Raw genomic sequence first — 22,958 nt, 5'->3', positions numbered from 1 at the left:
TTTGTCTGGCATATCTGACGATATGCAAATTGTTTGACCCCGCCAGTTGGTTGTGACAGCCTCTTTCTCGCCTTTAACAAGCGTGGAAGCAGACAATAATGACCGATCACTCCCAGGCCATGACGGCCAAATATCGCCAGGATTATCAGGCGCCGCTCTACTGGATCGACACCCTCGACCTCGATTTCCAACTGCAGGAGCCGCTGACCCAGGTCACCGCCATCACCCGCATTCGCCGCAACGGTGAGCATAATGCGCCGCTGGTACTCGATGGTGAGCAGTTGACCCTGAAAAGCGTTGCCATTGACGGCATTCCCTATGATCACTACGAGCAAGGCGAGAGCAGCCTGACCCTGTTCAACCTGCCTGCCGAATGTGTGCTGACTATCGTCACCCTGCTGGATCCGGCCGCCAACACCGCGCTGGAAGGGCTTTACAAGTCTGGTGATGCCTACTGCACCCAGTGTGAAGCGGAAGGGTTCCGCCGCATTACCTACTATCTGGACCGTCCCGACATTCTGGCGCGCTACAGCACCCGCATTACCGCCGACAAAGATCAGTTCCCCTTCCTGCTCTCCAACGGCAACAAGGTCGATAGTGGTGATCTGGATGGCGGTCGCCACTTCGTGCAGTGGCAGGATCCTTTCCCCAAACCGAGCTACCTGTTTGCGCTGGTCGCCGGTGATTTCGATGTGGAGCGCAGCCACTACACCACCAAGAGCGGTCGCAAGGTGGCCCTCGAGATCTTCGTCGACAAGGGCAACCTCGATCGTGCCGGTTTTGCGATGGAGAGCCTCATCAACTCCATGCGCTGGGACGAGCAGCGTTTCGGCCTCGAGTATGATCTCGACATCTACATGATCGTCGCGGTGGACTTCTTCAACATGGGCGCCATGGAGAACAAGGGGCTCAACATCTTCAACTCCAAATTCGTGCTGGCCAATCCGGCCACTGCCACCGACAGCGACTACCACGGTATCGAGCGGGTGATCGGCCACGAATATTTCCACAACTGGACCGGCAACCGCGTCACCTGTCGTGACTGGTTCCAGCTCAGCCTGAAAGAGGGGCTGACAGTGTTCCGGGATCAGGAGTTCTCCTCCGATCTGGGCTCCCGCGGCGTCAACCGCATCAACAACGTGCGTACCGTGCGCGGCCCGCAGTTTGCCGAAGATGCCGGCCCCATGGCGCACCCGATCCGCCCGGATGTGGTGATCGAGATGAACAACTTCTACACCCTGACCGTCTACGAGAAGGGGTCGGAAGTGATCCGCATGATGCACACCCTGCTGGGGGAAGATGCCTTCCAGGCCGGTATGCGTCTCTACTTCGAGCGTCACGACGGCTCGGCCGCTACCTGCGATGATTTCGTGCAGGCGATGGAGGATGCTTCCGGTGTCGATCTCGGCCGTTTCCGCCGCTGGTACAGCCAGTCCGGCACGCCCGAGCTGACCGTCACTGACGAGTACGATGCCGCCAGCGGTATCTATCGCCTCCATGTGAGCCAGCACACCCCACCGACCCAGGATCAGCCGCAGAAGCTGCCGCTGCATATCCCCCTCGACATCGAGCTCTATGACCAACAAGGTGCCGTCATTGCGCTGCAATATCAGGGCAAGGCCATCGGCAACGTGCTTGATGTGCTGGAAGCGGAGCAGACCTTCGAATTCGATCAGGTGCCGGTCAAACCGGTTCCCTCCCTGCTGCGGGACTTCTCCGCGCCGGTCAAGCTGCACTATGACTACAGCGATGAAGCGCTCGCCTTCCTGATGCGCTTTGCCCGCAACGAGTTTGCCCGCTGGGATGCCGCCCAGATGCTGATCAACAAGGCGGTCATCGAAGGGGTGGCAGGGGTACAGCACGGGCAGGGGGTTGAGCTCTCCCAAACCCTGCTGGCAGCCTTCGTCGCCATTTTGGACGACAGCGAGCTGGATTTGGCCCTCAAGGCGGAGCTGCTGGCGCTGCCCGGTGAGGCAACCCTGGCCGAGCTGTTCGAGGTGGCCGATATCGACGCCATCCATCAGGTGCGCGACGCGATCCACATCCGTCTTGCCGAGGCTTTCGGCACGCGGCTGGCGGCGACCTATCAGAGCCTGCGTCTGAGCGGCTATCAGGTGGTGCACGCCGACATGGCCAAACGTGCCCTCAAAGGGGTGGTGCTCGGCTATCTGGCGGCGCTGGACTCTGAGCATGCCGACGCGCTGGTGCGCGAGCAGTATGCAACTGCCGACAACATGACCGACACCCTGACGGCGTTGCAGGTGGCCAACGGCTATCTGTTGCCATGCCGCGCCGCGCTGCTGGCCGATTTTGAGGGCAAGTGGGCCAAGGATGGACTGGTGCTGGACAACTGGTTGCGGCTGATTGGCAGCAAACCCGCCGCCGATGTGCTGGGCGAAGTGAAACAGGCGATGAGTCACCCCACCTTCAGCATTCGCAACCCCAACCGGCTGCGGGCGCTGATCGGCAGCTTCGCCATGAGCAATCAGGTGCAGTTCCATGCGGTGGATGGCAGCGGTTACCGCTTCCTGACCGATCTGCTGATCGAGCTTAACGAGGTGAATCCGCAGGTGGCATCCCGCCTCATCACGCCGCTGATTCAGTTCAAGCGACTGGATGAGGCGCGCAAGGCCCTTATCCGCGCCGAGCTGACCCGTCTAGCCAACCTTGAGGGGCTGGCACGGGATCTGTTCGAGAAGGTAAGCAAGGCACTGCAGCAGTAAGTACCGACGGGGCAGGGGCGTGAACGCGCCTGCCCTCATTGTGTGATTTGCCGTGTGATCAGGAGCAAGCGTGAAGCAGTTTACTTTTCGGCTCTCATTGAGCAGCGACGAGGTGATGCTGATGTATCAGGGCCATGCCAAACGGCTGGTGGTGCGCAGCGAACAGGGGCTGACCCTGGAACTTGGCATAGAAAAAATACGGCCCTTTGTCGCCATTAATGGTGTTCATGGCTACTTTCGGCTGAAAACGCAGGATGATTACCGCTTTATCAGTCTCGAACGCATAAATTAACAAAAATCGAACAGATTACCGACTGTTTATCTGCTTTGCGTCACTATCTATCCGGTAAACTGGCACAAAGGTAGTGGGAATTTCTGTGTTTTTGGCTATTTGCAAAATTTCTCACAGTTTAAGCCGTGATCTGCACCTTGTTTTTAACATCTCGTTAGCACCTGTCCTCGCCTTCCCTTATCCAAGCCATTACACTTCGCAACAACTCTGCACCAGCGGGTAACCAGGGTGGTTGCCTCTGCGTCGGTGGTTAATGTCGTCCGATAAGGAATATAAAAATGGCATTGAAAGACGCCCCTACCTCAGTTCTGCTCGAAAACGTTCTCAGCCTGATCCATCAGAAGTTGCCCAAAAACAGTGCCTCGCTGGTCGAGCGCTTCGTTGCCAAGTTCTACGGCAACATGGCGAGCTCCGATCTGCACGATCGCAATGACAGCGATCTCTACGGTGCGGCCCTGAGCCTGTGGAATGCCCTCAATCAGCGTACCGGCACCGACCCCTACATCCGGGTCTACAATCCCGAGCTGACCCGTCACGGCTGGCAGTCGCCCCATACCATCGTCGAGGTGATCCTGCAGGACTCGCCTTTCCTGGTGGACTCCATCCGGATGGCGCTCAAGCGGCTCAATATCACCGCTCACATGATGCTGCACCAACCGCTGCACCTCATTCGTGGCGCGGATGGCAAGATTGGCGCCATTCTGGAGCTCGACAACACCGACGGGCAGACCTCGGTTGAAACGGCATTCCTTATCGAGATTGACCACCTCACCAGCGAGGAGCAGATGGCCGCGCTGGCAGCGGAGCTCAACTCGGTGGCCGGTGAAGTGGCGCTGGCGGTCGGCGACTGGCAGCCGATGCTGGCCAAACTCAATGAGATCATCGACGAGCTGCCCAAACGCAAGAACCCGGTGAGCAAGGAGGAGGTGGCCTCCTGCGTCGCCTTCCTCAAATGGGTGGCTGCCCACAACTTTACCCTGATGGGCTATCGCCGCTACGACGTCAAGGCGGTGGAGGGGGATCACGAGATCCTGCCGCAGGCCAGTTCCAGCCTCGGTCTGATGAAGAACTCCATCAAGGAGGTGGGCCAGCGCCTTGGCAACATGCCTGCCAGTGCCCGTCACGCCGCCCTGAGCTCCGATCTGCTGATCCTCACCAAATCCAACAGCAAGTCTCGGGTGCACCGTCCTGCTTATGTGGATTACATCGGCATCAAGCGCTTCGACGAGCATGGCAAGGTGATCGGGGAAGATCGCTTCATCGGCCTCTATGCCTCTTCCATCTACAACACCAGCGCGACCCAGATCCCGCTCATCAGCCATCGCCTCGAGCGCATCATGGCCGCCTCCGGTCACGAGAAGGGCTCCCACGCCTACAAGGCACTGCTCAACGTGCTGGAAACCTATCCCCGTGACGAGCTGATCCAGGCCCGCGAAGAGGAGCTGCTGGCTACCGGTCTTGGGGTGCTGGAGATGCAGGAGCGGGACATGCTGCGGCTGTTCGTGCGTCGTGATGTCTACGGTCGCTTCTTCTCTTGCATGGTCTATGTCACCAAGGAGCGCTACAACACGGCGCTGCGGATCAAGACCCAGCAAATTTTGCAGAAATATTTTGGCAGCAACGAAGAGGTGGAGTTCAACGTCTACTTCACCGAGGGCGTGCTGGCGCGGACCCACTACATAGTGCGGGTCAACAACAACAACGTGGATGTGGATGTGAACGAAGTACAGAACAACCTGATTGAAGCGGCCCGCAGCTGGGATGACCGACTCGACTCCGTGCTGCTCTCCCACTATGGCGAGGCCCGTGGCAACGAGCTGCGCCGCCGTTTCTGCACCGCCTTCCCCCGCGCCTATAAGGAAGATGTGCTGCCGGGCTCTGCCGTGGCCGACATCATGGCGCTCGATAATCTGAGCGAAGTCGAGCCCCTCGGTATGCTGTTCTACCGCGCCCAGGAGGAGGAGAACGACCGTCGGGTACGGCTCAAGCTGTTCCATCGCACCGAGCCCATTCACCTCTCCGATGTGCTGCCGATGCTGGAGAACATGGGGCTGCGGGTGATCGGCGAGACCCCGTATCAGGTACGCACCCCGAGCGGCGATCTGTTCTGGATCCTCGACTTCTCCATGCTGCTGCGTGGTGAGCAGCCCTTTGATCTGGCCCAGAGCCAGCAGCGCTTCCAGCAGGCGTTTGCTGCCATCTGGAACAAGCAGCTGGAAGATGACGGCTTCAACCGGTTAGTACTGGGGGCAGGTCTCACTGGCCGTCAGGTCTCGGTATTGCGCGCCTATGCCAAATACATGCGCCAGACCGGCGTCTCCTTCAGCCAGTCCTATATCGAAGAGACCCTGACCCGTTATCCCGATATCGCCCAACTGCTGTTTACCCTGTTCGAGCAGCGCCTCGACCCCGCTGGCAAACAGGACGCCAAGGCAGAAGCCAAGCTGCACGAGGAGCTTGCTGCCAAGCTGGATCAGGTGGCCAACCTCGATGACGATCGCATCATTCGCCGCTATGTGGAGATGATCGACGCCACCCTGCGCACCAACTACTACCAGCTGGACAACGCGGGCAACATCAAGCCCTACATCTCCTTCAAGCTGGCCCCCTCCAGCATCACCGATATGCCGCTGCCGCTGCCCAAATTCGAGATCTTCGTCTACTCGCCTCGGGTGGAAGGGGTACATCTGCGCTGGGGCAAGGTTGCCCGTGGTGGGCTGCGCTGGTCCGATCGCAAGGAGGACTTCCGTACCGAAGTGCTGGGTCTGGTGAAAGCCCAGCAGGTGAAGAACACCGTCATCGTGCCAGTGGGGGCCAAGGGCGGCTTCTACTGCAAACAGATGCCGGTGGGAGCAACCCGCGCCGTCATTCAGGAGGAGGGCAAGGCCTGCTATCGCCTGTTTATTCGCGGCCTGCTCGATGTGACCGACAACATCATCGGCGGCGAGGTGATCCCGCCGACATCCGTGGTGCGTCACGACGAGGATGACTACTACCTGGTGGTCGCCGCCGACAAGGGCACGGCGACCTTCTCCGACATCGCCAACGAGATCAGCCTCGAATACGGCCACTGGCTCGGCGATGCGTTCGCCTCCGGCGGCTCGGTCGGTTATGACCACAAGAAGATGGGTATCACCGCCCGTGGTGCCTGGGAGTCGGTCAAGCGTCACTTCCGTGAGATCGGCATCAACTGCCAGACCACCGATTTTACCTGTGTCGGGATCGGCGACATGGCGGGGGACGTGTTTGGCAACGGCCTGCTGCTCTCCGAGCACACTCGGCTGGTGGGCGCCTTCAACCACATGCACATCTTCATCGACCCGACCCCAAATGCGGCTAGCAGTTTTGTCGAGCGGCAGCGGCTGTTCGATCTGCCGGGCTCCAGCTGGGATGATTACAACCGCGAGCTGATATCACAAGGGGGCGGCATCTTCCTGCGCTCCGCCAAGTCCATCAAACTCAGCCCCGAGATCCAGACCCTGCTTGGCAGCGACAAGGCCAGCATGGCGCCGAACGAGCTGATCAAGGCGCTGCTCTGCCTGAACGTCGATCTGCTGTGGAACGGTGGCATCGGCACCTATGTGAAGAGCGCTCGCGAGAGCGATGGGGAAGTCGGGGATCGCAGCAACGACGCGCTGCGGGTTAATGGCCGTGATCTGCGGGCCCGCATCGTGGGCGAGGGTGGCAACCTGGGCTTTACCCAGCTGGGTCGGGTGGAGTTCGCCAGCCAGGGCGGTCGCATCAATACCGACTTTACCGACAACGTGGGCGGGGTGGATTGCTCCGACAACGAGGTGAACATCAAGATCCTGCTCAACCAGCTGGTGGCAGCAGGGGATCTGACCCTCAAGCAGCGTAATCAGATGCTCTATGAGATGACTGACGACGTGGCGCAGATCGTCATCACCAACGCCTACCGCCAGTCCCAGTCCATCTCGGTCACCAGCTTCCGTGGCACCGAGCAGCTCAAAGAGCAACAGCGCTTTATTCAGGGGCTGGAGCGGGAAGGCAAGCTCGACCGTGCGCTGGAGTTCCTGCCCTCTGATGAGGAGCTCTCCGAGCGGATGGCGGCGGGGCAGGGGCTGACCCGACCCGAACTGGCGGTGCTGGTGGCCTACGGCAAGATGGTACTGAAAGAGCAGCTCAACTGCCCGGAAGTGACCGACGAGCCCTTCCTCGCCAACATGCTGGTCACCAGCTTCCCGGCCAAGGTGCAACAGCAGTTTGGTGCCCAACTGGCCGATCACCCATTGCGCTCCGAGATCATCGCCACCCGGGTGGCCAACATGCTGGTCAACGACATGGGGCTCAACTTTGCCAGCCGGATGAAGGACGAAACCGGTGCCTCGGTGGCGGAAGTGGCTTGCTGCTTCGCCATGGCCCGCGAAGTGTTTGGCATGAACCCCCTGTGGCGCGATATCGAAGGGTGCGACAACCTGGTGGATGCCCAGACTCAGCTCGAGCTGATGTTCTACAGCCGCCGTATCGTGCGCCGTGCCACCCGCTGGTTCCTGCGTGCCCGCAATCGCAGCTGGAGCATCGCTGAGAACATCGCCTTCTTCCGCCCGGCGTTCGAGACCTTAGGGAAGCACCTCTACGAGGTGATGGATGAGAGCGAAGTGGCAGAACACCGTCAGGCTGTTGCCAAATGGATGGAGAAACAGGTGCCCGAGGCCATTGCCCGTCAGGTCGCCCATATGAGTAGCCTCTTCTCCTGCCTTGATTTGGCGCAGATTGCCGCGGAGCACCAGATCGACATCCTGCTTGCTGCCAATGTCTACTATCGCCTCGGGGCCAAACTGGATCTGCACTGGTTCCTTGACCAAATCAACCATCAGCCGGTCGGCAACCATTGGCAGGCGATGGCGCGGGCCTCGTTCCGCGAAGATCTGGACTGGCAGCAACGCAGTCTCACTTCTGTGGTACTGGAAGGGTGCAAAGATCAGGGAGAATGCGCTACCATACTGGCCGACTGGATTTCGGAGCATGAGCAACTCTTGTCCCGTTGGACCCATATGTTGGCCGACTTCAAGACCACCAGTACCCACGAGTTCGCCAAGTTCTCGGTGGCCTTGCGAGAGTTGAATCTGCTCCAGTTGAATTGCCGGGCACTTTAATTGCCAGATTAAGGCATGACACCGGCATTACACCCAAAGCCCCGGCCAGTTGCCGGGGCTTTCTTTAAGGAGCAAAGATGTTGTACCCCATCGCCAGGCATTTCCTGTTCAAGCTCAATCCGGAACAGGCTCACGATCTCTCCATGAAATATTTGCCCCGTCTTCTCGGTACGCCACTCGATTGTTTCTTCCGCCAGAATTTACCCAAACGCCCCGTCACTGTCATGGGGCTTTCTTTTGCCAATCCGCTGGGGTTGGCGGCGGGTCTGGATAAAGATGGTGAGTGCATAGACGCGCTGGGTGCCATGGGATTTGGCTTTATCGAGGTAGGTACCGTCACCCCCAAACCCCAGAGCGGCAATGACAAGCCTCGCCTGTTCCGGGTTATTCCGGCAGAGGGGATCATCAACCGGATGGGATTCAACAACAAGGGGGTGGATCATCTGGTGGCCAAGGTAAAAGAGGCCAAATATCAGGGGGTGATCGGCATTAATATCGGCAAGAACAAAGATACCCCTATCGAACAGGGCAAGGATGATTACCTGATCTGTATGGACAAGGTTTATGATCACGCCGGTTATATTGCCGTCAATATCTCTTCCCCCAACACCCCGGGGTTGCGTTCGCTGCAATATGGCGAGGCGCTGGATGAATTGCTGGCAGCCCTCAAGGTGCGTCAGCAAGAGCTGGCCGCCCAATATAAAAAGTATGTGCCGCTGGCGGTTAAAATTGCCCCGGATTTAAGCCTTGAAGAAATAGACCAGGTCGCCGCTTCGCTGGTGCGTAATGGCATCGATGGGGTTATCGCCACCAATACCACCCTTGAGCGCGAGATGATTTATGACATGCCCCATGCCGGTGAAGCGGGTGGCCTGAGTGGTCGTCCGCTGCAACACAAGAGCACCGAGGTGATCCGTCATCTGGCCAAGGCGCTAAATGGTGCGCTGCCAATTATCGGGGTGGGCGGTATTGATAGTGCCATGGCCGCCCGTGAAAAATTGGCCGCCGGTGCCAGTCTGGTACAAATTTATAGCGGTTTTATTTTTAAAGGACCGGGTCTGGTCAAAGAGATCGTGACCAATATATAAGAAATAGGGTGGAGCCCTTTATTTGATGTTGCTGATTTTATCGACATGGAATAAAGTCGATAGACGAAATTTCAAGCAAGGGCTCCAACATGTTTATCCAACCGACCGATAGCTGGAAATGGCACTATGATGCCCAGAGTGACCGTCTGATGTTGGACCTGTCCGATAACATGTTATTTGCTACCGAGTATAAAGGGCGACAATTGGTGCCTAGCTCCTTTGCTACCCAGCCTTTTTGTGTCGACGATGCCGCCCTCTATTATCAGTTGATGGATAAAGCCGCCGAACTTGATTGGAGTATTCCCCATCAGGTGCAACTGGTACTCAATGCCATCGCTGTCAGTCGCTTTTATAAACCCCTGATGCCACAAAGCTGGTTTTTTAGTGAACAGCATCCGCAGGTGATCCCGCAAAACGGTGATCTGGTCTGGATGAATACACCGCATGGCAACGGGGAATTTATGGTCATTGAGGCAGGAGAGCAGGCCAGCGTCTGTTTGAACCTCACTGCCGATCTGGTATTGACCACCAGCAAAGTCCTACCCCGTTTCGGGGTGATCAAGGTGATGAATAACCGGATGAAACCGCGTATTACCGTGGCCGAGCAATATCGTCAGGTCAGTTGATCCCGCATTCTATTAACCCGCTTGCCATTATCGCGGGCGATGCTTACCTCCTTGTTTGAAGACTGTCGGTTTACCGTTTTGATTGCCATGTGATTTATCTGGTTTGCTAGAGCCCCCGCACCTTCTGTTGATCCTCTCTCTGTTTGTCATTTCTCACCATTTTCCCAACACAGCAGCGTGCTTTCCTCGTCATAAATGCAGCAAAAAAAAGTGGCGGGATATTATTCCCGCCACAACCACTGTCACTCACAATTTTCAGACTGGAGAGTACTGAAACCAGAGTAGTGAAACCAGAGTAGTGAAACCAAAGTACTGAATATGCTACTTGAACCAATGCGACTTGAATTAACGGAACCTGAATCGATGAGGCTGATTGAACAGACCACAAACCAGTCGGTTTGTGGTCTGTCTGCTTGCTTAGACCTTGAAGAAGCGGATCCCCTGATCCAGCTGCTGAATGATGTCAGTGAGCTGGGAGGCATCGTGGTTGACGCTCTCGGCCGCTGCCACGTTCTCCACTGACATCTGGGTGATCTCTTCAACGGATTGGGCAATCAGCTGGCTGGCTGCGGCCTGTTCATGGAGCATGGAGCTGATCTCCTGGATCAGTCCAACCACCTTGCGTGAACTCTGATCGACCTGAGCCATGGTGTTGCTGGAGTGATCCGTGGTCTCCCGCACGGTATCCATGCTGTCGGCGCAGGTATTCATCCCTTTCACCGCGCCTGTCGCTCCTTGCTGGATCGACTGCAGCATCTCGTTGATCTCCTGGGTTGCTTGCGTGGTACGGGCGGCCAGGGTGCGAACCTCATCCGCCACCACCGCAAAGCCACGACCCATGTCACCGGCGCGGGCCGCTTCAATGGCGGCGTTCAGCGCCAGCAGGTTGGTCTGGTCGGCCACCCCTTGGATCATCACCGAGATCTGGCTGATCCGGGTGATGTCATCAAACAGCCCCTGAACTTGCTTGGCGGAGTCATTGACCGCTGCGGTTACCCGCACCACCTCTTGGGAGGCCCGCTTGACCTGTTCTTCACCGGCGTGGGCAATCTCGCCAGACTCCATGACCACGGTATTGGCCTGATTGGCGAAGGAGGAGAGCTGGGAGACCGAGGTGGTCAACTCTTCCACCGAGGCTGCGGTATTGGCGGTAGCCAGCGACTGTTGCTGGGAGCTGGTGTTGACTTGCTGCGCGGCGGCGACCAGCTGAGAGGAGCTGGCCGTGAGCCCTTCTGCGGCATGCTGCATGGTGGAGACGATATCGCGCAGACTGCGGCGAGCGTTGATCATCGAGAGCTGCATCTGGGTCAGTTCATCATTGCCTTCCGAGTTATCTTTCGCGGTGAGATAACCGGCAGCCAGCTGTTTGATCTCTTCCATAATGCTGACCAGTGGCTGGTTGATGCTGTTGCTCAGCAGCCAACCCAGCAGCAGAGACAAGATGACGGAGATGGTGAGAATGATGTAGGTCGTGGCAGTGAGGTCAGCCACGATCACATCACTGTCTTTATAGGCTTTGGTGCCAAGTTGTTCATTGAATTCCACCAGCTGGCTGAGCTGGTCGTCGAGCACTTTGAAATTGGCAGCGGCTTCGCCTTTCATCAATTTGACAGCGGCATCGTTGTCATTGGCATAGCTGGCTGCCATGGCCTTTTTGGCACTCTCCTTGTAGATAGGCCAGGCCCGATCCGCTTGCGCCAGCGTGGTTTTCTCGGTATCGGTCAACTCGGTGGCGCGATATTTATTGAGCAACCCCTGCATTTGTTGCTCGTAGCCATCCATTTCACGGGCAATGTTGTCCATCCCGGCTTGGGTTGGCTCGATAACATAATCAAATAGTGAGCGGTTATGGTAGATCGCCTGCATATTGGCGTTGGCGAGATCCTTGATGGGAGTGAGATTGTTGATATACATCTCATTCAACATGTCGTTTATAACGCTGGTATTTTGTTTTCCATACAACCCCACTCCAATGAGGATAAGGTTTACCAGTAAAAATGAGATTATCAGCCGCACTTTAATGGAAAACTGACGTATTAGATTGTTCATAAATAGCCTCATGCTAATGATTAGCGTTCCTTGCAGTGATAAAGCGACTGCTTTTGTACTATTTCCCCCTGGTCAGGGGACAAATTCAATATGGTCTGGCTGGTGAGGTTGATCTGGCTTGCCATTCGGCAAACCAGTTTTCAATTTGGTCCAGTGGCAGAGGGCGGCTGATGTAATAGCCTTGTGCCAGTTCGCAGCCCAGCAGGGCCAGCTGTTGCCAGTCCTCTTCGCTCTCAATCCCTTCAGCCACAGTTTTAAGCCCCAGTTTTTGGCTCATCACGATCGCTGATGTCAATATAGCCAACTTCTTGGGGCTGGTATGGGCATCGTGGACAAACTCTTTATCAATCTTGATCTCGGTAAAGGGACAGCGAGATAACTGCTTCATGGAGGAGTAACCCGTCCCATAATCGTCCATGGCGACGCCAAATCCCCGTAATCTCAACCGTGCCAGCGTGCCCAACGACATGGCCAAATTTGACATCACCGTGGTTTCGGTTACTTCGATAATGATGGCGTTGCAGGGCAGTTGATGCTCCTGAACAATATTGACCATGTTCTCGACCAATTTATCGGTGGTCAGCAGGGTGACCGGCATATTAATGGAACAGCTGATGGGAGCAGGCAGGGTACTTAAGCTATTCAGTGCCTCGCAGGTGGCATGTAAAAATAGATAGAAAAAGTCCAGCGCCAATTGCCCCTGTTCCAGATGATGGACAAAACAGAGCGGCGGGAGCACCCCGTGTTCAGGGTGACGCCAGCGAACCAGCGCTTCAAAACCGTAGAGACTGGAGTCCACCATGGCGATCTTGGGCTGCAGAAAGGGGACCAACTGGCCATTATCCAGCGCCTGCTGTACATCCTCCACGGTAAAGCTGAGTTGCATCCAGTTGTTACTTTTGCGGTGTTTCAAGGGATCGCAATGCTGGAGTATGCCGTACAAATCACTTTTCCTCAGTGGCTTGGCCAGCACCCCGATCACTTCCAGCGTGCCGGCATCGGCGATGGAGTGGATCACGTCCAGTACATCCCGATCGACGGCGCTCATAACTGCGATAAACATCTGGTAGTTGGTCTGTTTTTCCAGCTGATTGATGAGTTCCACCCCGTCCATGCCAGGCATATTGAGGTCGGTGAGTAGCAGATCCACATGGTCGATCTGTTGCAGTTTGTTGAGGGCATCCTGGCCATCGTTGGCAACATGGATCTGGCCAAAGCCCAGCTCCTGCAACAGGCAGGTCACTTCGTATTGCTGGGTGCGAGAGTCATCGACCACCAGGGCACAGCGGCCCTGCCATTGCGCTAATGACATAGTTAATCCCCTGTTAATCCGGACGCGCGAGCGTCTGTGTTATCTGCGAAAGTGACATCACTTCATCGACCCCGCCGTGGGCTATCGCCTCTTTGGGCATGCCAAATACCACACAACTGGCTTCATCCTGGGCAATGGTGCGGGCGCCGGTGTCGTGCAGTTCCCGCAAACCACGTGCACCATCGTCCCCCATGCCGGTCATGATGACCCCGAGCGCATTGTGACCCGCACTCACCGCCACCGAGCGAAACAGCACATCCACCGACGGGCAGTGGCGGGAGACCGGTGGCCCCTCTTTCACTTCGGCCAGATACTGGGCGCCGCTGCGCTGGATCAGCAGATGCTTGCCGCCCGGGGCAATCAGCGCGACCCCGGGCAGCAGGCGATCGCCGGTCACGGCCTCTTTCACTTCCAACTGGGAGATACCATTGAGCCGATCGGCAAAGGAGGCGGTAAATTTGGCGGGCATATGCTGGACGATGGCGAGCCCCGGGCAGCTGGTGGGCAATCGGGTCAGCAGATACTCCAGCGCCTGGGTGCCTCCGGTTGAGGTGCCCACGGCAATGATCCGCTCGGTGGTTTTGAATTTGATCCGCTCGGCCGGGGGGGAGAGCATGGCATCTGCGCTGCGTTTGGGGGCGGGCACGAAGCCTGCGGGCTGGTTGGCCGGGAGCAAGTTACGCAATTTGGCATTGGCCGCGCCCCGGATCTCCTGGATCAGCTCATTGGCCGATTGCTGCAGAAAGCTTTTAATGCCGACAGCCGGTTTGGTGATGATGGAGATGGCGCCAGCGGCGAGGGCATCCAGGGTGACGGCGGCCCCCGCTTCGGTCAGGGAGGAGCAAATAATGACCGGGGTGGGACGTTCGGTCATGATCTTCTTGAGAAAAGTGAGGCCATCCATCCTTGGCATCTCGATGTCGAGAATGATCACGTCCGGCCAGCATTTTTTCATCTGCTGCATGGCAAAAATGGGGTCAAACGCAGCGCCAATCACCTCAATATCGGGGGCTTTGTCCAGCATCTGGGTGAGCACCTCTCGCACCAGGGCCGAGTCGTCCACGATCAAGACCCGTATCGTCATACATTATCCTTGGCCAGGGGCTCCTGGCAGCGATAGCGAGAAGGGGCTTCCTGTTCCAGCGGCAGATCTTGCTGGCGGATGATCTCTGAGTGACCAACCAGCAGATAGCCACCGGGCCTGAGCAGGCCGCATAGCTGTGATAGCACGCGCGCCTTGGTCGCTTCATTGAAATAGATCAGCACGTTTCGCAAAAAGATCACGTCGAAATCCCGCTCAACAAAGTCACTGCAGGTAAGCAGATTGAGGTTGGAGAACGAGACCTTTCTGGCCAGCTCCGGTCTGACCCGGATCTTGCCTGTGTATTCGTCATGGCCGCGCTGAAAATAGCGCAGCCACAAATGGGGGGGGACATGCCGGGCCCGTTCTGCAATGTAGATGGCGCGCTGGGCAATGGGGATCACCCGGGTATTGATGTCGGTCCCGTAGATCCGCCAACGTTCACTGATGCCGAGTTGTTCCGCCAGCACCATGGCGGCAGAGTAAGCCTCCTCCCCGGTGGAGCAAGCAGCAGACCAGATGCGTAGCGGCTGGCGGCGGCTTGCTTGCAACTGCTCGGCGTACTGTTTCAGCCAGCTGAAGTGCTGCGCCTCGCGGAAAAAATAGGTTTCGTTGGTGGAGAGCAGATTGATCGCAATTTGCCGCTCATTGGCTTCCGAGGGCTGATTTATCCACTCCCAGTAGCTGTAGTAGCTGCTGATGTTGAGTGCCCGCAGCCGTTTGGCCAGCCGTGATTGCACCAACGCTCGCTTGCAGGGCGCAAGGTCGATGCCAGCGGTAGTCAGAATAAAGCGCCGGAACAGATCGAACTCCTTTTGGCTAAGCTGCGGCCCCTGTTCCGGTGTGACGAGTGATGCCACTAGCATCCCCCTTGCTCGAGATTGAATAGCTGGCTGGTGGACGCCTCCGCCATGGCGCTGAGTTCGGCAATGGAGAGGGCTTTTTGCATATCGAGCAAAATGGCGAACTGCTGGGCGATGGTCACCACCCCCTGAATGAAATCCCCCCGGATATGGGCGCCAAAGGTCGGGGCGGGCTCTATGGTGTCGGTGGCGATCTCCAGCACTTCACACACGGCATCGAGTAGCATGCCGATCTCCTGATCTTCGCCGTTGCAGTTTGACAGGGAGAGGATCGCCACACAGGTGGTCGGTTTAAGCTCGGTCTGGGCCCGTCCGAAGCGGATGGATAGGTCGATAACGGGCACCACTGCGCCCCGCAGATTGATAATCCCCCTGACGAAGCGCGGCATCATGGGCACCGGGGTCATCCCCTCAAACTCGATGATTTCACGGATGCAGCTGATATCGACCCCATACAGCTCCCCCCCAGCATGAAGGTCACGCAGTGGAAGTGGGAGGTGGTGGTCTCAGGAGCAAGTTTGGTGCGCATATGCCGGCTCCTAGTAGTTGGTGAACTTGCCATCATCGACTTCCCGCTCCAAATCCTCGTCGTGGTGCAGGTGTGGATGTTGGCTCAGGGCGCTCTTTTTCTGGCTAACGGGTTTGGCCACATAGTGTGAACCGTGGAACGGCTGTGGCTGACGACTGTTGCCTCCCCTCAGGGTGAACTGCTGCATCAGCTCCTGCAGTTGCAGGGCGGTGGAGCTCAGCTCTTCCGAGGTGGAGCTCAGCTCCTCGGCAGAGGCGGCAGAGGCCTGCATGCCATCGCTGATCTGGGTCACCGCGATATTGATTTGTGAAACGCTGGCCCGCTGCTCGCGAGAGGCGGAGGCGATCTCTTGCACCAGGGTGGCGGTCTGATCGATGCCAGGCAGCATCTCCCGCAGCAGGGTGCCCGCCTGTTCGGCCACGCTGACCGAACGGCTGGCCAGCTCGCCAATCTCTTTGGCGGCATTTTGCGAGCGTTCAGCCAGTTTTCTGACCTCGGCCGCCACGGTGGCAAACCCTTTGCCGTGTTCACCGGCCCGCGCCGCTTCGATGGCGGCATTGATGGCCAGCAGGTCGGTTTTGTTGGCGATGTCGTTGATCACCGTGATGCGAGAGGCGATCTCTTTCATGGCGTGAACCATCTCACCGACCGCCTTGCCACTGTCGGTGGCACTGCTGGCCGCCTTGGTGGAGATATTTTCGGTCACCTTGGCGTTGTCGGCGTTCTGGCTCACGGTGGCGGCCATCTCTTCAACCGAAGCGCTGGTCTGTTCGACGCTGGATGCCAGCTCCGAGGCGGTTTGGGAGAGGGAGTTGGCGGTGGCTGCTACCTGTTCGGAGGCCGAACCGATGGCCTCCGACATGGCGCCCACTTCGTTGAGGGTATCGGAGAGGCGATGGGCCATGCTCTTGATGGCAAACAGCAGGCTGGAGGTGTCATCGGCCCGCAACTTGACCGGGGTGGAGAGATCGCCATTGGCAACTCGGGAGACAACCTGCACTGTATAGGAGGGATCGCCCCCCAGCTGGCGCAAGATACTGCGAGTCACCAGCAGCGCGAGCAGCAGGCAGATGGCAAAGGCAGAACTTGATAGCCCTATTAGCAGGCTAAAGTTGCTCTGGTAGATCACCTCGCTCTCAGCAAGAGACTGGGTGGCCAGCTTGTCATTGAGATTGACCAGCTCGGTCAGCAGATCATCCGCCTGATCAAAGGCCGGACGTCCTTGTTCTGCCATGAGCTTCGCCGCACTCTGATTATTGAGGCTGTCTCCGATGTCAGCTTGCGCGGTGTGAATGATGGTCTCGGCAGAGGTTTTATAGATGGCCCACGCCTGGTCAAAACGGGCCAGCGCATCGATCTCCGGCTGGGTCAGGCTGGTTTTGCGGTAGGCATCCAGCAACTTGTTGAGCTGCTTCTCATAGCGCAGCATGTTGCCTGCATTGGTTCTTCTGCTCTCTTCGCTCGACTCCAGAACATAGCGATAGAGCGCCCGGTTCATGTAGATCGCTTGCATATTGGCATTGGCCAGATCCCTGATAGGAACCAGCTGATTGGCATGCATGTTCTTGACCAGCTGAGCCATTGCCTTGGTGGAGTGGTAACTGGTGAGGGTCAATATCACCAGCAGCACCATCAGGATGGAGAACGAAAACACCAGTTTTGTTCTGACTTGCAAGTTGTGAAACCAGTCCATGGTTTTGACTCCGTTAATCCGGTTGATAACAGTATGGTGCGCATCAATTCCTGATGCTGAACACCGCATCAGCTTGTTGATGAAGCAAATGTTGCTCTCTGCGCCGTGCCAGCTCGATCAGCTGTGGCACATCGAGAATAAGGGCGGGCTGACCGTTGCCCAGAATGGTGGAGCCGCTGACATAGCGCAGGGATTTGAACAGCTCGCCCAGCGGTTTGATCACCGCCTGTACTTCGCCGATCAGCCGATCCACCACTATGCCTGCCCGGTTGTCGGCATAATCGACCATCACCACAAAGGCGGGCTCGTTGGCTGGGGGGAGGGCAAACAGTTCGCGCAACACGATGAAGGGCACCCACTCGCCGCGAATATTGATCTGGCGTGACGGGGTATCGAACGCCTCCGGCGGCAGGTCGATGCACTCGATCATCATGTCGAGGGGGATCACCAGTGAGGAGTGATCCACCTCGATGCGAAAACCGTCGATGATGGCAAGGGTCAGCGGCAACCTCAGCCGGAAGGTGGTGCCCACCCCCAGACGACTTTCGATGGTGGCTTCTCCGCGCAGCGACTCCAGATTGCGTTTGACCACATCAAGCCCGACCCCGCGACCGGAGAGATCGCTGACATCGGCGGCCGTGGAGAAGCCCGGCTGAAACAGAAACTGGAATATCTCCTGCTCCCCCAATACCTTGCCCTCTTGTGTCATGCCTAGGGACAGCGCCTTGGCCTGGATCTTCTCCCGATCAATGCCGCGGCCATCATCGCTCACTTCAACCACCACGGCGCCTGCGTCGTGGTAGGCATTGAGGGTGATCACGCCAGATGCAGGTTTACCCGCCTGCAGGCGCTGTTGTTCATTCTCGATACCATGGTCGACGGCGTTGCGTACCAGATGCATCAGGGGATCGGTCAGCTTCTCGACCATGGATTTGTCGATATCGGTATCGGCGTTGTTGATGTGCAGGCTGATGTTTTTACCGGTTTGTTGGGACAGTTCATGAACCAGACGGGGAAAGCGGTTGAAGATCTCGTTGATGGGCACCATCCGCAGGGTGAGGGCATCATCACGGATCCCCTCGACCAGGGTGTTGACGGTGGCGACTGACTCGACCAGCTCGGCATCCCCCCGCATTTTTGCCTGCAGGGTGGTGGCCGAGGTGGCGATCACCAGCTCGCCCACCCGGTTGATTAGTCGATCCAGTTTGGCGGCTTCAATGCGGATGTAGTGCCCTTCACCCCGCAGCGGCGCGGCTTTGAGCGGAAGGGGGAGTGGATTGTCGGCTTCGCTCTGCGGGTTGGCGGGGGCGGGCTGATCACTCGGATCACATGAGGCGGCGGGCGCTGTGTCGTATACGCCCTGTTCGATGGCATCCGCTTCTGTCCGGGTCAGCACACTGGCCGCTTCCCAGCGAGCCAGTTGCGCCGCCAGCGGTTCATTGCGCCACTGGGCCAGCCGCGCGCCCTGTTTGGCAAATTCGGCCAGATCCTGATGAGGGGTGAGCAGGCAGATAATGCTGGCGTGCGCGACAAAATCGAAGGTGCTGCGAATGCGTTCGGGGGATTGTGCGCTGCGCAGCGTGATCTCGTAACCCAGAAAACACTCGGTTGGATCAAGCAGTTGTAGTGGTGGCCACTCATGCCAGACCGGCTCGATAAAGACGATATCCCCCAGATTGGCGAGGTAGCGGATAAACGCCAGCAGATCGAAACCATCCTGATAGAGGGCAGGATAGAAGCGCAGCGACAGGTGCCATGCTCGCATATCTTGCTCGGCAGCAACGGTCTGGACGGGGAGTGAGACTGGCGGGTTGGGCATGTTTTGATGGCCCTGCAGCTGGGAGAGCAGCGCCAGGATCTGCTGGGTTTCGGTTTGCGGCAACTCGGGGTTGTGCTCGGCCCCTTGCAGCAGATCGCGCAACTGATCGTTACAGGCCAGCAGCAGATTGATCAGATGCTCATCGAGCTGGAGCTCGCCGCTGCGCAGCCTCGTCAGCATGTTCTCCATGGCGTGGGCAAACCGCACCAGCATGGATAGCCCAAGCATGCTGGCCGATCCCTTGATGGTATGGGCGGTGCGAAACATCAGATTGTAGGTATCCGGATCCGCGGGGTAGGCCTCTCTGTCCAGCAGGGCGTGCTCCAGATTGTCGCACTGCTCATAGGCCTCTTCAAAAAAGAGGGCGCGCGCTTTATTGATGTCCATCTTGAGCCCTCACCAAGGTCAGCATGGGCAACAGGCCGAGCTGACTCAACGCCTGTTGTGCCACACATTCTTCACCTGTACGGATCCGCAGACTCTTGTTCTGCTGGTTGGCTTCTTGCTGCAAGAGCGCCAGTAGCTGGGCACCACAACCATCCAGCGCCTCCAGTTGGCTGATATCCAGCACGACGATGGCAAAGTTCAGCAGGCTGAAGAGATCGTCTTGCAGCTCGCCGAGGGTCATGATGGTGAGCTCCCCCGTCAGCGTGGCGGTCGGGGGAGCATGCAGAATATCAAGCTCGAAACTCATCTCCATTGCTCCCGTTTCATGGTTGCATCACCTTGTAGACATCATCGATCAGCTTGAGTGGTTCAAACGGCTTGGTCAGCCAGATGCGCGCCCCCGCGTCAAACCCCTCCTGCCGGATCTCTGGCGAGTTCTCGGTAGTCAGCATGATGAACGGCAGATAGCGGGTCGTTGGCTGCTTCTTGACTTGCCTGAGCAGGGTCATGCCATCCATGCCTGGCATGTTGAGATCCGAAATAATCAGGTGTACGCGCTGGCGTTCCAGCTGGCCAAGAGCCGCATTGCCATCATCAGCCTCAATCACTGCAAAGCCTGCGCTTTGCAATGTCATGGTGATGGTGGCTCTGATGCTGGCAGAATCGTCCACAACGAGGATGGTTTTAGTCATGTGCATGCTCATTCATACGCGAAGAGGGTATCCGGATGACATTTCTCTAGCCCCCTAATTGTTGTCCAATAACTTGATGTGTGTAGATTTTTTAAAAATGAAGTCAAAGGATGACAAACGCAGGGATGGGAGGAGGGGATCGCGAATTTCATCCGGTGGGTGGGCGGGTTCAATTCCGCGGCTGTCATCGTTTCTACCCTAGTTTTGCATGCTCAGCGCGGCCATATAGGGTATAATGCGGCACTATTTTTATGGGTTCCCCGTGAGCGTGATGAAAGAATTTTTTGCAACCTGCCCCAAGGGGCTGGAAAACCTGTTGGCCGACGAGCTGACCACCCTGGGCGCAGAGCAGGTCCGTGAGACCGTGGCTGGCGTCCACTTCAAAGGCGAACTGGCTATTGGCTACAAGGCCTGCCTGTGGAGCCGTTTTGCCTCCCGCATCGTGCTGGTGCTGTCCGAATTCCAGATGAACGACGATCTGGATCTCTATCTGGGCGCTCACACTATCCCTTGGGAAGAGCATTTCCCCGGCACATCCACCATTGCAGTGGACTTTACCGGTACCAATCCCGCTATTCGTAATACCCAATATGGCGCGCTGAAGATCAAGGATGCCATCGTTGACCGCTTTACCAAGCGTGGCCATGTGCGTCCGGACGTTGACAAAAAATCGCCGGATATTCGCATCATGGCGCACCTGGGCAAAGGCAAGGCCAATATCACGCTGGACTTGTCAGGCCCAGCGCTGCACCAGCGTTTCTATCGTCAGGGCACAGGTGAAGCACCGCTCAAAGAGAACCTGGCCTGCGCCATGATTGCCCGTAGTGGCTGGGCCGGTGAGCCGATGATGGACCCCATGTGCGGTTCCGGTACCTTGCTGATCGAAGCGGCCTTTATCGCTGCCGACATGGCGCCGGCTCTGCGCCGCGAGCGCTTCGGTTTTGATCGCTGGCTGCAGCACGATAGCGAGCTGTGGCAGAGCCTGATGATGGAAGCGCAAGTGCGCGCCAAACGTGGTATGCAGCGTTGTGAGACCAAGTTGTTTGGTTGTGATACCGACGCCCGGGTGTTGATGAAAGCCCGTGACAACGCCAAGGCAGCCGGTGTGGCGCACCTGATTACCTTCAAGCAGGCCGAAGTCAGTGCGCTGGATAACCCCTTGCCGATGGCGAGCGCCGAAGGGGAGGCTCGTCAGGTCGGTATGCTGATCTCCAACCCGCCTTATGGTGAGCGTTTGGGCGAGTTCCCGGCGCTGCTGGAAGTGCATCAGGCCCTCGGCGATGCCTTGCGTCGCAGTTTCCAGGGCTGGCGTGTCTCTATCCTGTCGGCTTCACCTGAGCTCTTGAGCTGTCTGCGCCTGCGTGCCGACAAGCAATATCGCCTGTTCAACGGCGCCCTTGAGTGTCAGCTGCGCAATTATCAAATCGCACTGGACTCCGTGGCTTCCCAAAAAGAGGTCGCTCAGGACTTTGCCAACCGCCTGCGCAAGAATCTGAAGACCCTCGAGAAATGGGCGAGTAAAGAGGGCATCGATTGCTATCGCCTGTATGATGCCGACCTGCCGGAATACAACGCCGCCATCGACCGCTATCAGGATTATCTGGTGGTTCAGGAGTATGCTGCGCCGAAGGACATCCCCGCTCAAAAGACCCGTCAGCGTCTGCTCGACATGGTTCAGGCCGCCATCAAGGTGACCGGTATGGACGGCGAAAAGGTGATCCTGAAGGTGCGTGAGCGTCAGGAAGGCAAACAGCAGTATCAGAAGCTCTCCGAAGAGCAACACCGGATGGAAGTGCAGGAGTACGGCGCCCGTTTGTGGGTCAACCTCTACGACTATCTGGATACCGGCCTGTTCCTCGACCATCGTCAGACCCGCCGCATGCTGGGTCAGATGGCCAAGGGCAAGCGCTTCCTGAACCTGTTCGCCTATACCGGCAGTGCCACTGTGCATGCTGGGCTTGGCGGGGCCAGCGAGACCACCACCATCGACATGTCGCACACCTACCTGAACTGGGCGCAAGACAACATGCGTCTCAACTCGCTGGTGGGCCGTCAGCACAAGTTTGTGCAGGCCGATTGTCTGAAGTGGTTGTCTGAAGCCGATGATCAGTACGACCTCATCTTTATTGATCCGCCGACCTTCTCCAACTCCAAGCGGATGGATGAGAGCTTTGACGTACAGCGCGATCACCTGCTGCTGATGCAGCACCTGAAGCGCCTGCTTGCGGCAGATGGCACCCTGGTGTTCTCCAACAACAAGCGTCACTTCAAGATGGATATGGCCGGGCTTGAAGCCGCAGGTCTCAAGGCCCAGAACATTACCCAGAAGACCCGGCCGAAAGATTTCGAACGTAACCAGCATATCCATAACTGCTGGATCATCACCCATGCACCGGCGCAAGCTGAGTCGTAATGCTGACCCTGTTTCACACCGATGGCTGTCACCTGTGTGAGCAGGCTTGGGGGCTGGTGGAGCAGGCCGGCCTTGCCGCCGCCACCCGCCAGAGCGACATCATGGATGATGAGCAGTGGCTAGCGGCTTATCGGGTGCGCATTCCGGTACTGCGTGACGAGGCGGGTCGCGAACTCGGCTGGCCTTTTACGCTGGTGGAGTTGATGGCCTGGGCTGCGCATCGGGGTTGATGTTGAATTGACGATAAAACGGGGGCAGACCTTCAGTCTGCTGC

At 57.6% G+C, this 22,958-nt stretch carries 16 protein-coding genes; 7 read left to right on the top strand and 9 right to left on the bottom strand.

All coding sequences use genetic code 11. The features are described 5' to 3' along the window. Positions 1-98: 98 nt before the first annotated feature. The 5 genes from pepN to CK911_RS06830 all read left to right on the top strand — a co-directional run bounded on the left by pepN (position 99) and on the right by CK911_RS06830 (position 9,846). Positions 99-2,723, top strand: a complete 2,625-nt coding sequence (gene pepN / locus CK911_RS06850; RefSeq protein ID WP_098969430.1) for an aminopeptidase N — start codon at positions 99-101, stop codon at positions 2,721-2,723. Positions 2,724-2,793: 70 nt separating this feature from the next. Beyond that, positions 2,794-3,015 (top strand): DUF2835 domain-containing protein, encoded by a 222-nt coding sequence (locus CK911_RS06845; protein WP_042023382.1) that lies wholly within the window; start codon positions 2,794-2,796, stop codon positions 3,013-3,015. Between the two features lie 278 nt (positions 3,016-3,293). Further along, on the top strand, positions 3,294-8,132 hold the full coding sequence (locus tag CK911_RS06840; protein ID WP_098969429.1) for an NAD-glutamate dehydrogenase: 4,839 nt from the start codon (positions 3,294-3,296) through the stop codon (positions 8,130-8,132). Between the two features lie 77 nt (positions 8,133-8,209). Next, entirely contained in the window at positions 8,210-9,220 is a 1,011-nt protein-coding gene (gene pyrD, locus CK911_RS06835; RefSeq protein WP_042023386.1) for a quinone-dependent dihydroorotate dehydrogenase, read from the top strand. An 89-nt stretch (positions 9,221-9,309) separates the two neighbouring features. Beyond that, the gene (locus CK911_RS06830; protein WP_098969428.1) at positions 9,310-9,846 is read left to right on the top strand and encodes a cell division protein ZapC; all 537 of its coding nucleotides are present in this window, start codon (positions 9,310-9,312) and stop codon (positions 9,844-9,846) included. 417 nt (positions 9,847-10,263) lie between these two features. Here the strand turns inward: CK911_RS06830 and CK911_RS06825 are convergent, their stop codons facing one another. The 9 genes from CK911_RS06825 to CK911_RS06785 form a co-directional block, all read right to left on the bottom strand. Beyond that, positions 10,264-11,895, bottom strand: a complete 1,632-nt coding sequence (locus CK911_RS06825) for a methyl-accepting chemotaxis protein (RefSeq protein WP_098969427.1) — start codon at positions 11,893-11,895, stop codon at positions 10,264-10,266. 85 nt (positions 11,896-11,980) lie between these two features. Continuing rightward, a complete protein-coding gene (locus CK911_RS06820) occupies positions 11,981-13,207 on the bottom strand; it encodes an EAL domain-containing response regulator (protein ID WP_098969426.1) in 1,227 nt (408 codons plus the stop codon). Positions 13,208-13,220: 13 nt separating this feature from the next. Continuing rightward, positions 13,221-14,291 carry a chemotaxis response regulator protein-glutamate methylesterase gene (locus CK911_RS06815; RefSeq protein WP_098969425.1) on the bottom strand — a complete coding sequence of 357 codons (1,071 nt, stop codon included), beginning with the start codon at positions 14,289-14,291 and terminating at the stop codon, positions 13,221-13,223. Beyond that, entirely contained in the window at positions 14,288-15,148 is an 861-nt protein-coding gene (locus CK911_RS06810; RefSeq protein WP_253860389.1) for a protein-glutamate O-methyltransferase CheR, read from the bottom strand. Before CK911_RS06810 ends, CK911_RS06815 begins: the two co-directional genes overlap by 4 nt. Next, positions 15,148-15,573, bottom strand: coding sequence for a chemotaxis protein CheW (locus CK911_RS06805; RefSeq protein ID WP_253860414.1), 426 nt, complete (start codon positions 15,571-15,573; stop codon positions 15,148-15,150). The genes CK911_RS06810 and CK911_RS06805 overlap by 1 nt, the downstream gene beginning before the upstream one ends. 117 nt (positions 15,574-15,690) lie before the next feature. Further along, the gene (locus CK911_RS06800) at positions 15,691-17,373 is read right to left on the bottom strand and encodes a methyl-accepting chemotaxis protein (protein WP_098969423.1); all 1,683 of its coding nucleotides are present in this window, start codon (positions 17,371-17,373) and stop codon (positions 15,691-15,693) included. Between the two features lie 43 nt (positions 17,374-17,416). After that, a complete protein-coding gene (locus tag CK911_RS06795; RefSeq protein WP_098969422.1) occupies positions 17,417-19,579 on the bottom strand; it encodes a chemotaxis protein CheA in 2,163 nt (720 codons plus the stop codon). Beyond that, complete coding sequence (locus tag CK911_RS06790) at positions 19,566-19,886, bottom strand: lipid asymmetry maintenance protein MlaB (RefSeq protein ID WP_098972511.1); 321 nt, start codon at positions 19,884-19,886, stop codon at positions 19,566-19,568. The genes CK911_RS06795 and CK911_RS06790 overlap by 14 nt, the downstream gene beginning before the upstream one ends. A gap of 16 nt (positions 19,887-19,902) precedes the next feature. Next, a complete protein-coding gene (locus tag CK911_RS06785; protein WP_042023407.1) occupies positions 19,903-20,271 on the bottom strand; it encodes a response regulator in 369 nt (122 codons plus the stop codon). A 235-nt stretch (positions 20,272-20,506) separates the two neighbouring features. Here CK911_RS06785 and rlmKL point away from each other — a divergent pair, with 235 nt between their 5' ends. Together rlmKL and CK911_RS06775 are read left to right on the top strand one after the other, a co-directional pair. Continuing rightward, entirely contained in the window at positions 20,507-22,684 is a 2,178-nt protein-coding gene (gene rlmKL, locus CK911_RS06780; protein WP_098969421.1) for a bifunctional 23S rRNA (guanine(2069)-N(7))-methyltransferase RlmK/23S rRNA (guanine(2445)-N(2))-methyltransferase RlmL, read from the top strand. After that, entirely contained in the window at positions 22,684-22,914 is a 231-nt protein-coding gene (locus tag CK911_RS06775; protein WP_042023414.1) for a glutaredoxin family protein, read from the top strand. The genes rlmKL and CK911_RS06775 overlap by 1 nt, the downstream gene beginning before the upstream one ends. Positions 22,915-22,958 lie beyond the last annotated feature (44 nt).

The sequence above is a fragment of the Aeromonas sp. CU5 genome (assembly GCF_002586745.1).
Lineage (GTDB): Bacteria > Pseudomonadota > Gammaproteobacteria > Enterobacterales > Aeromonadaceae > Aeromonas > Aeromonas sobria.
Note: the sequence above shows the minus strand (reverse complement) of the source record. Positions and strands in the feature narration are given on the sequence as shown.

Coding starts and splice junctions, on each gene's coding strand:
- pepN (WP_098969430.1), top strand. CDS start 99: ATGACCGATCACTCCCAGGCCATGACGGCCAAATATCGCCAGGATTAT.
- CK911_RS06840 (WP_098969429.1), top strand. CDS start 3,294: ATGGCATTGAAAGACGCCCCTACCTCAGTTCTGCTCGAAAACGTTCTC.
- CK911_RS06785 (WP_042023407.1), bottom strand. CDS start 20,271: ATGACTAAAACCATCCTCGTTGTGGACGATTCTGCCAGCATCAGAGCC.
- rlmKL (WP_098969421.1), top strand. CDS start 20,507: ATGCGGCACTATTTTTATGGGTTCCCCGTGAGCGTGATGAAAGAATTT.
- CK911_RS06800 (WP_098969423.1), bottom strand. CDS start 17,373: ATGGACTGGTTTCACAACTTGCAAGTCAGAACAAAACTGGTGTTTTCG.
- CK911_RS06820 (WP_098969426.1), bottom strand. CDS start 13,207: ATGTCATTAGCGCAATGGCAGGGCCGCTGTGCCCTGGTGGTCGATGAC.
- CK911_RS06775 (WP_042023414.1), top strand. CDS start 22,684: ATGCTGACCCTGTTTCACACCGATGGCTGTCACCTGTGTGAGCAGGCT.
- CK911_RS06795 (WP_098969422.1), bottom strand. CDS start 19,579: ATGGACATCAATAAAGCGCGCGCCCTCTTTTTTGAAGAGGCCTATGAG.
- CK911_RS06790 (WP_098972511.1), bottom strand. CDS start 19,886: ATGAGTTTCGAGCTTGATATTCTGCATGCTCCCCCGACCGCCACGCTG.
- CK911_RS06815 (WP_098969425.1), bottom strand. CDS start 14,291: ATGACGATACGGGTCTTGATCGTGGACGACTCGGCCCTGGTGCGAGAG.
- pyrD (WP_042023386.1), top strand. CDS start 8,210: ATGTTGTACCCCATCGCCAGGCATTTCCTGTTCAAGCTCAATCCGGAA.
- CK911_RS06825 (WP_098969427.1), bottom strand. CDS start 11,895: ATGAACAATCTAATACGTCAGTTTTCCATTAAAGTGCGGCTGATAATC.
- CK911_RS06830 (WP_098969428.1), top strand. CDS start 9,310: ATGTTTATCCAACCGACCGATAGCTGGAAATGGCACTATGATGCCCAG.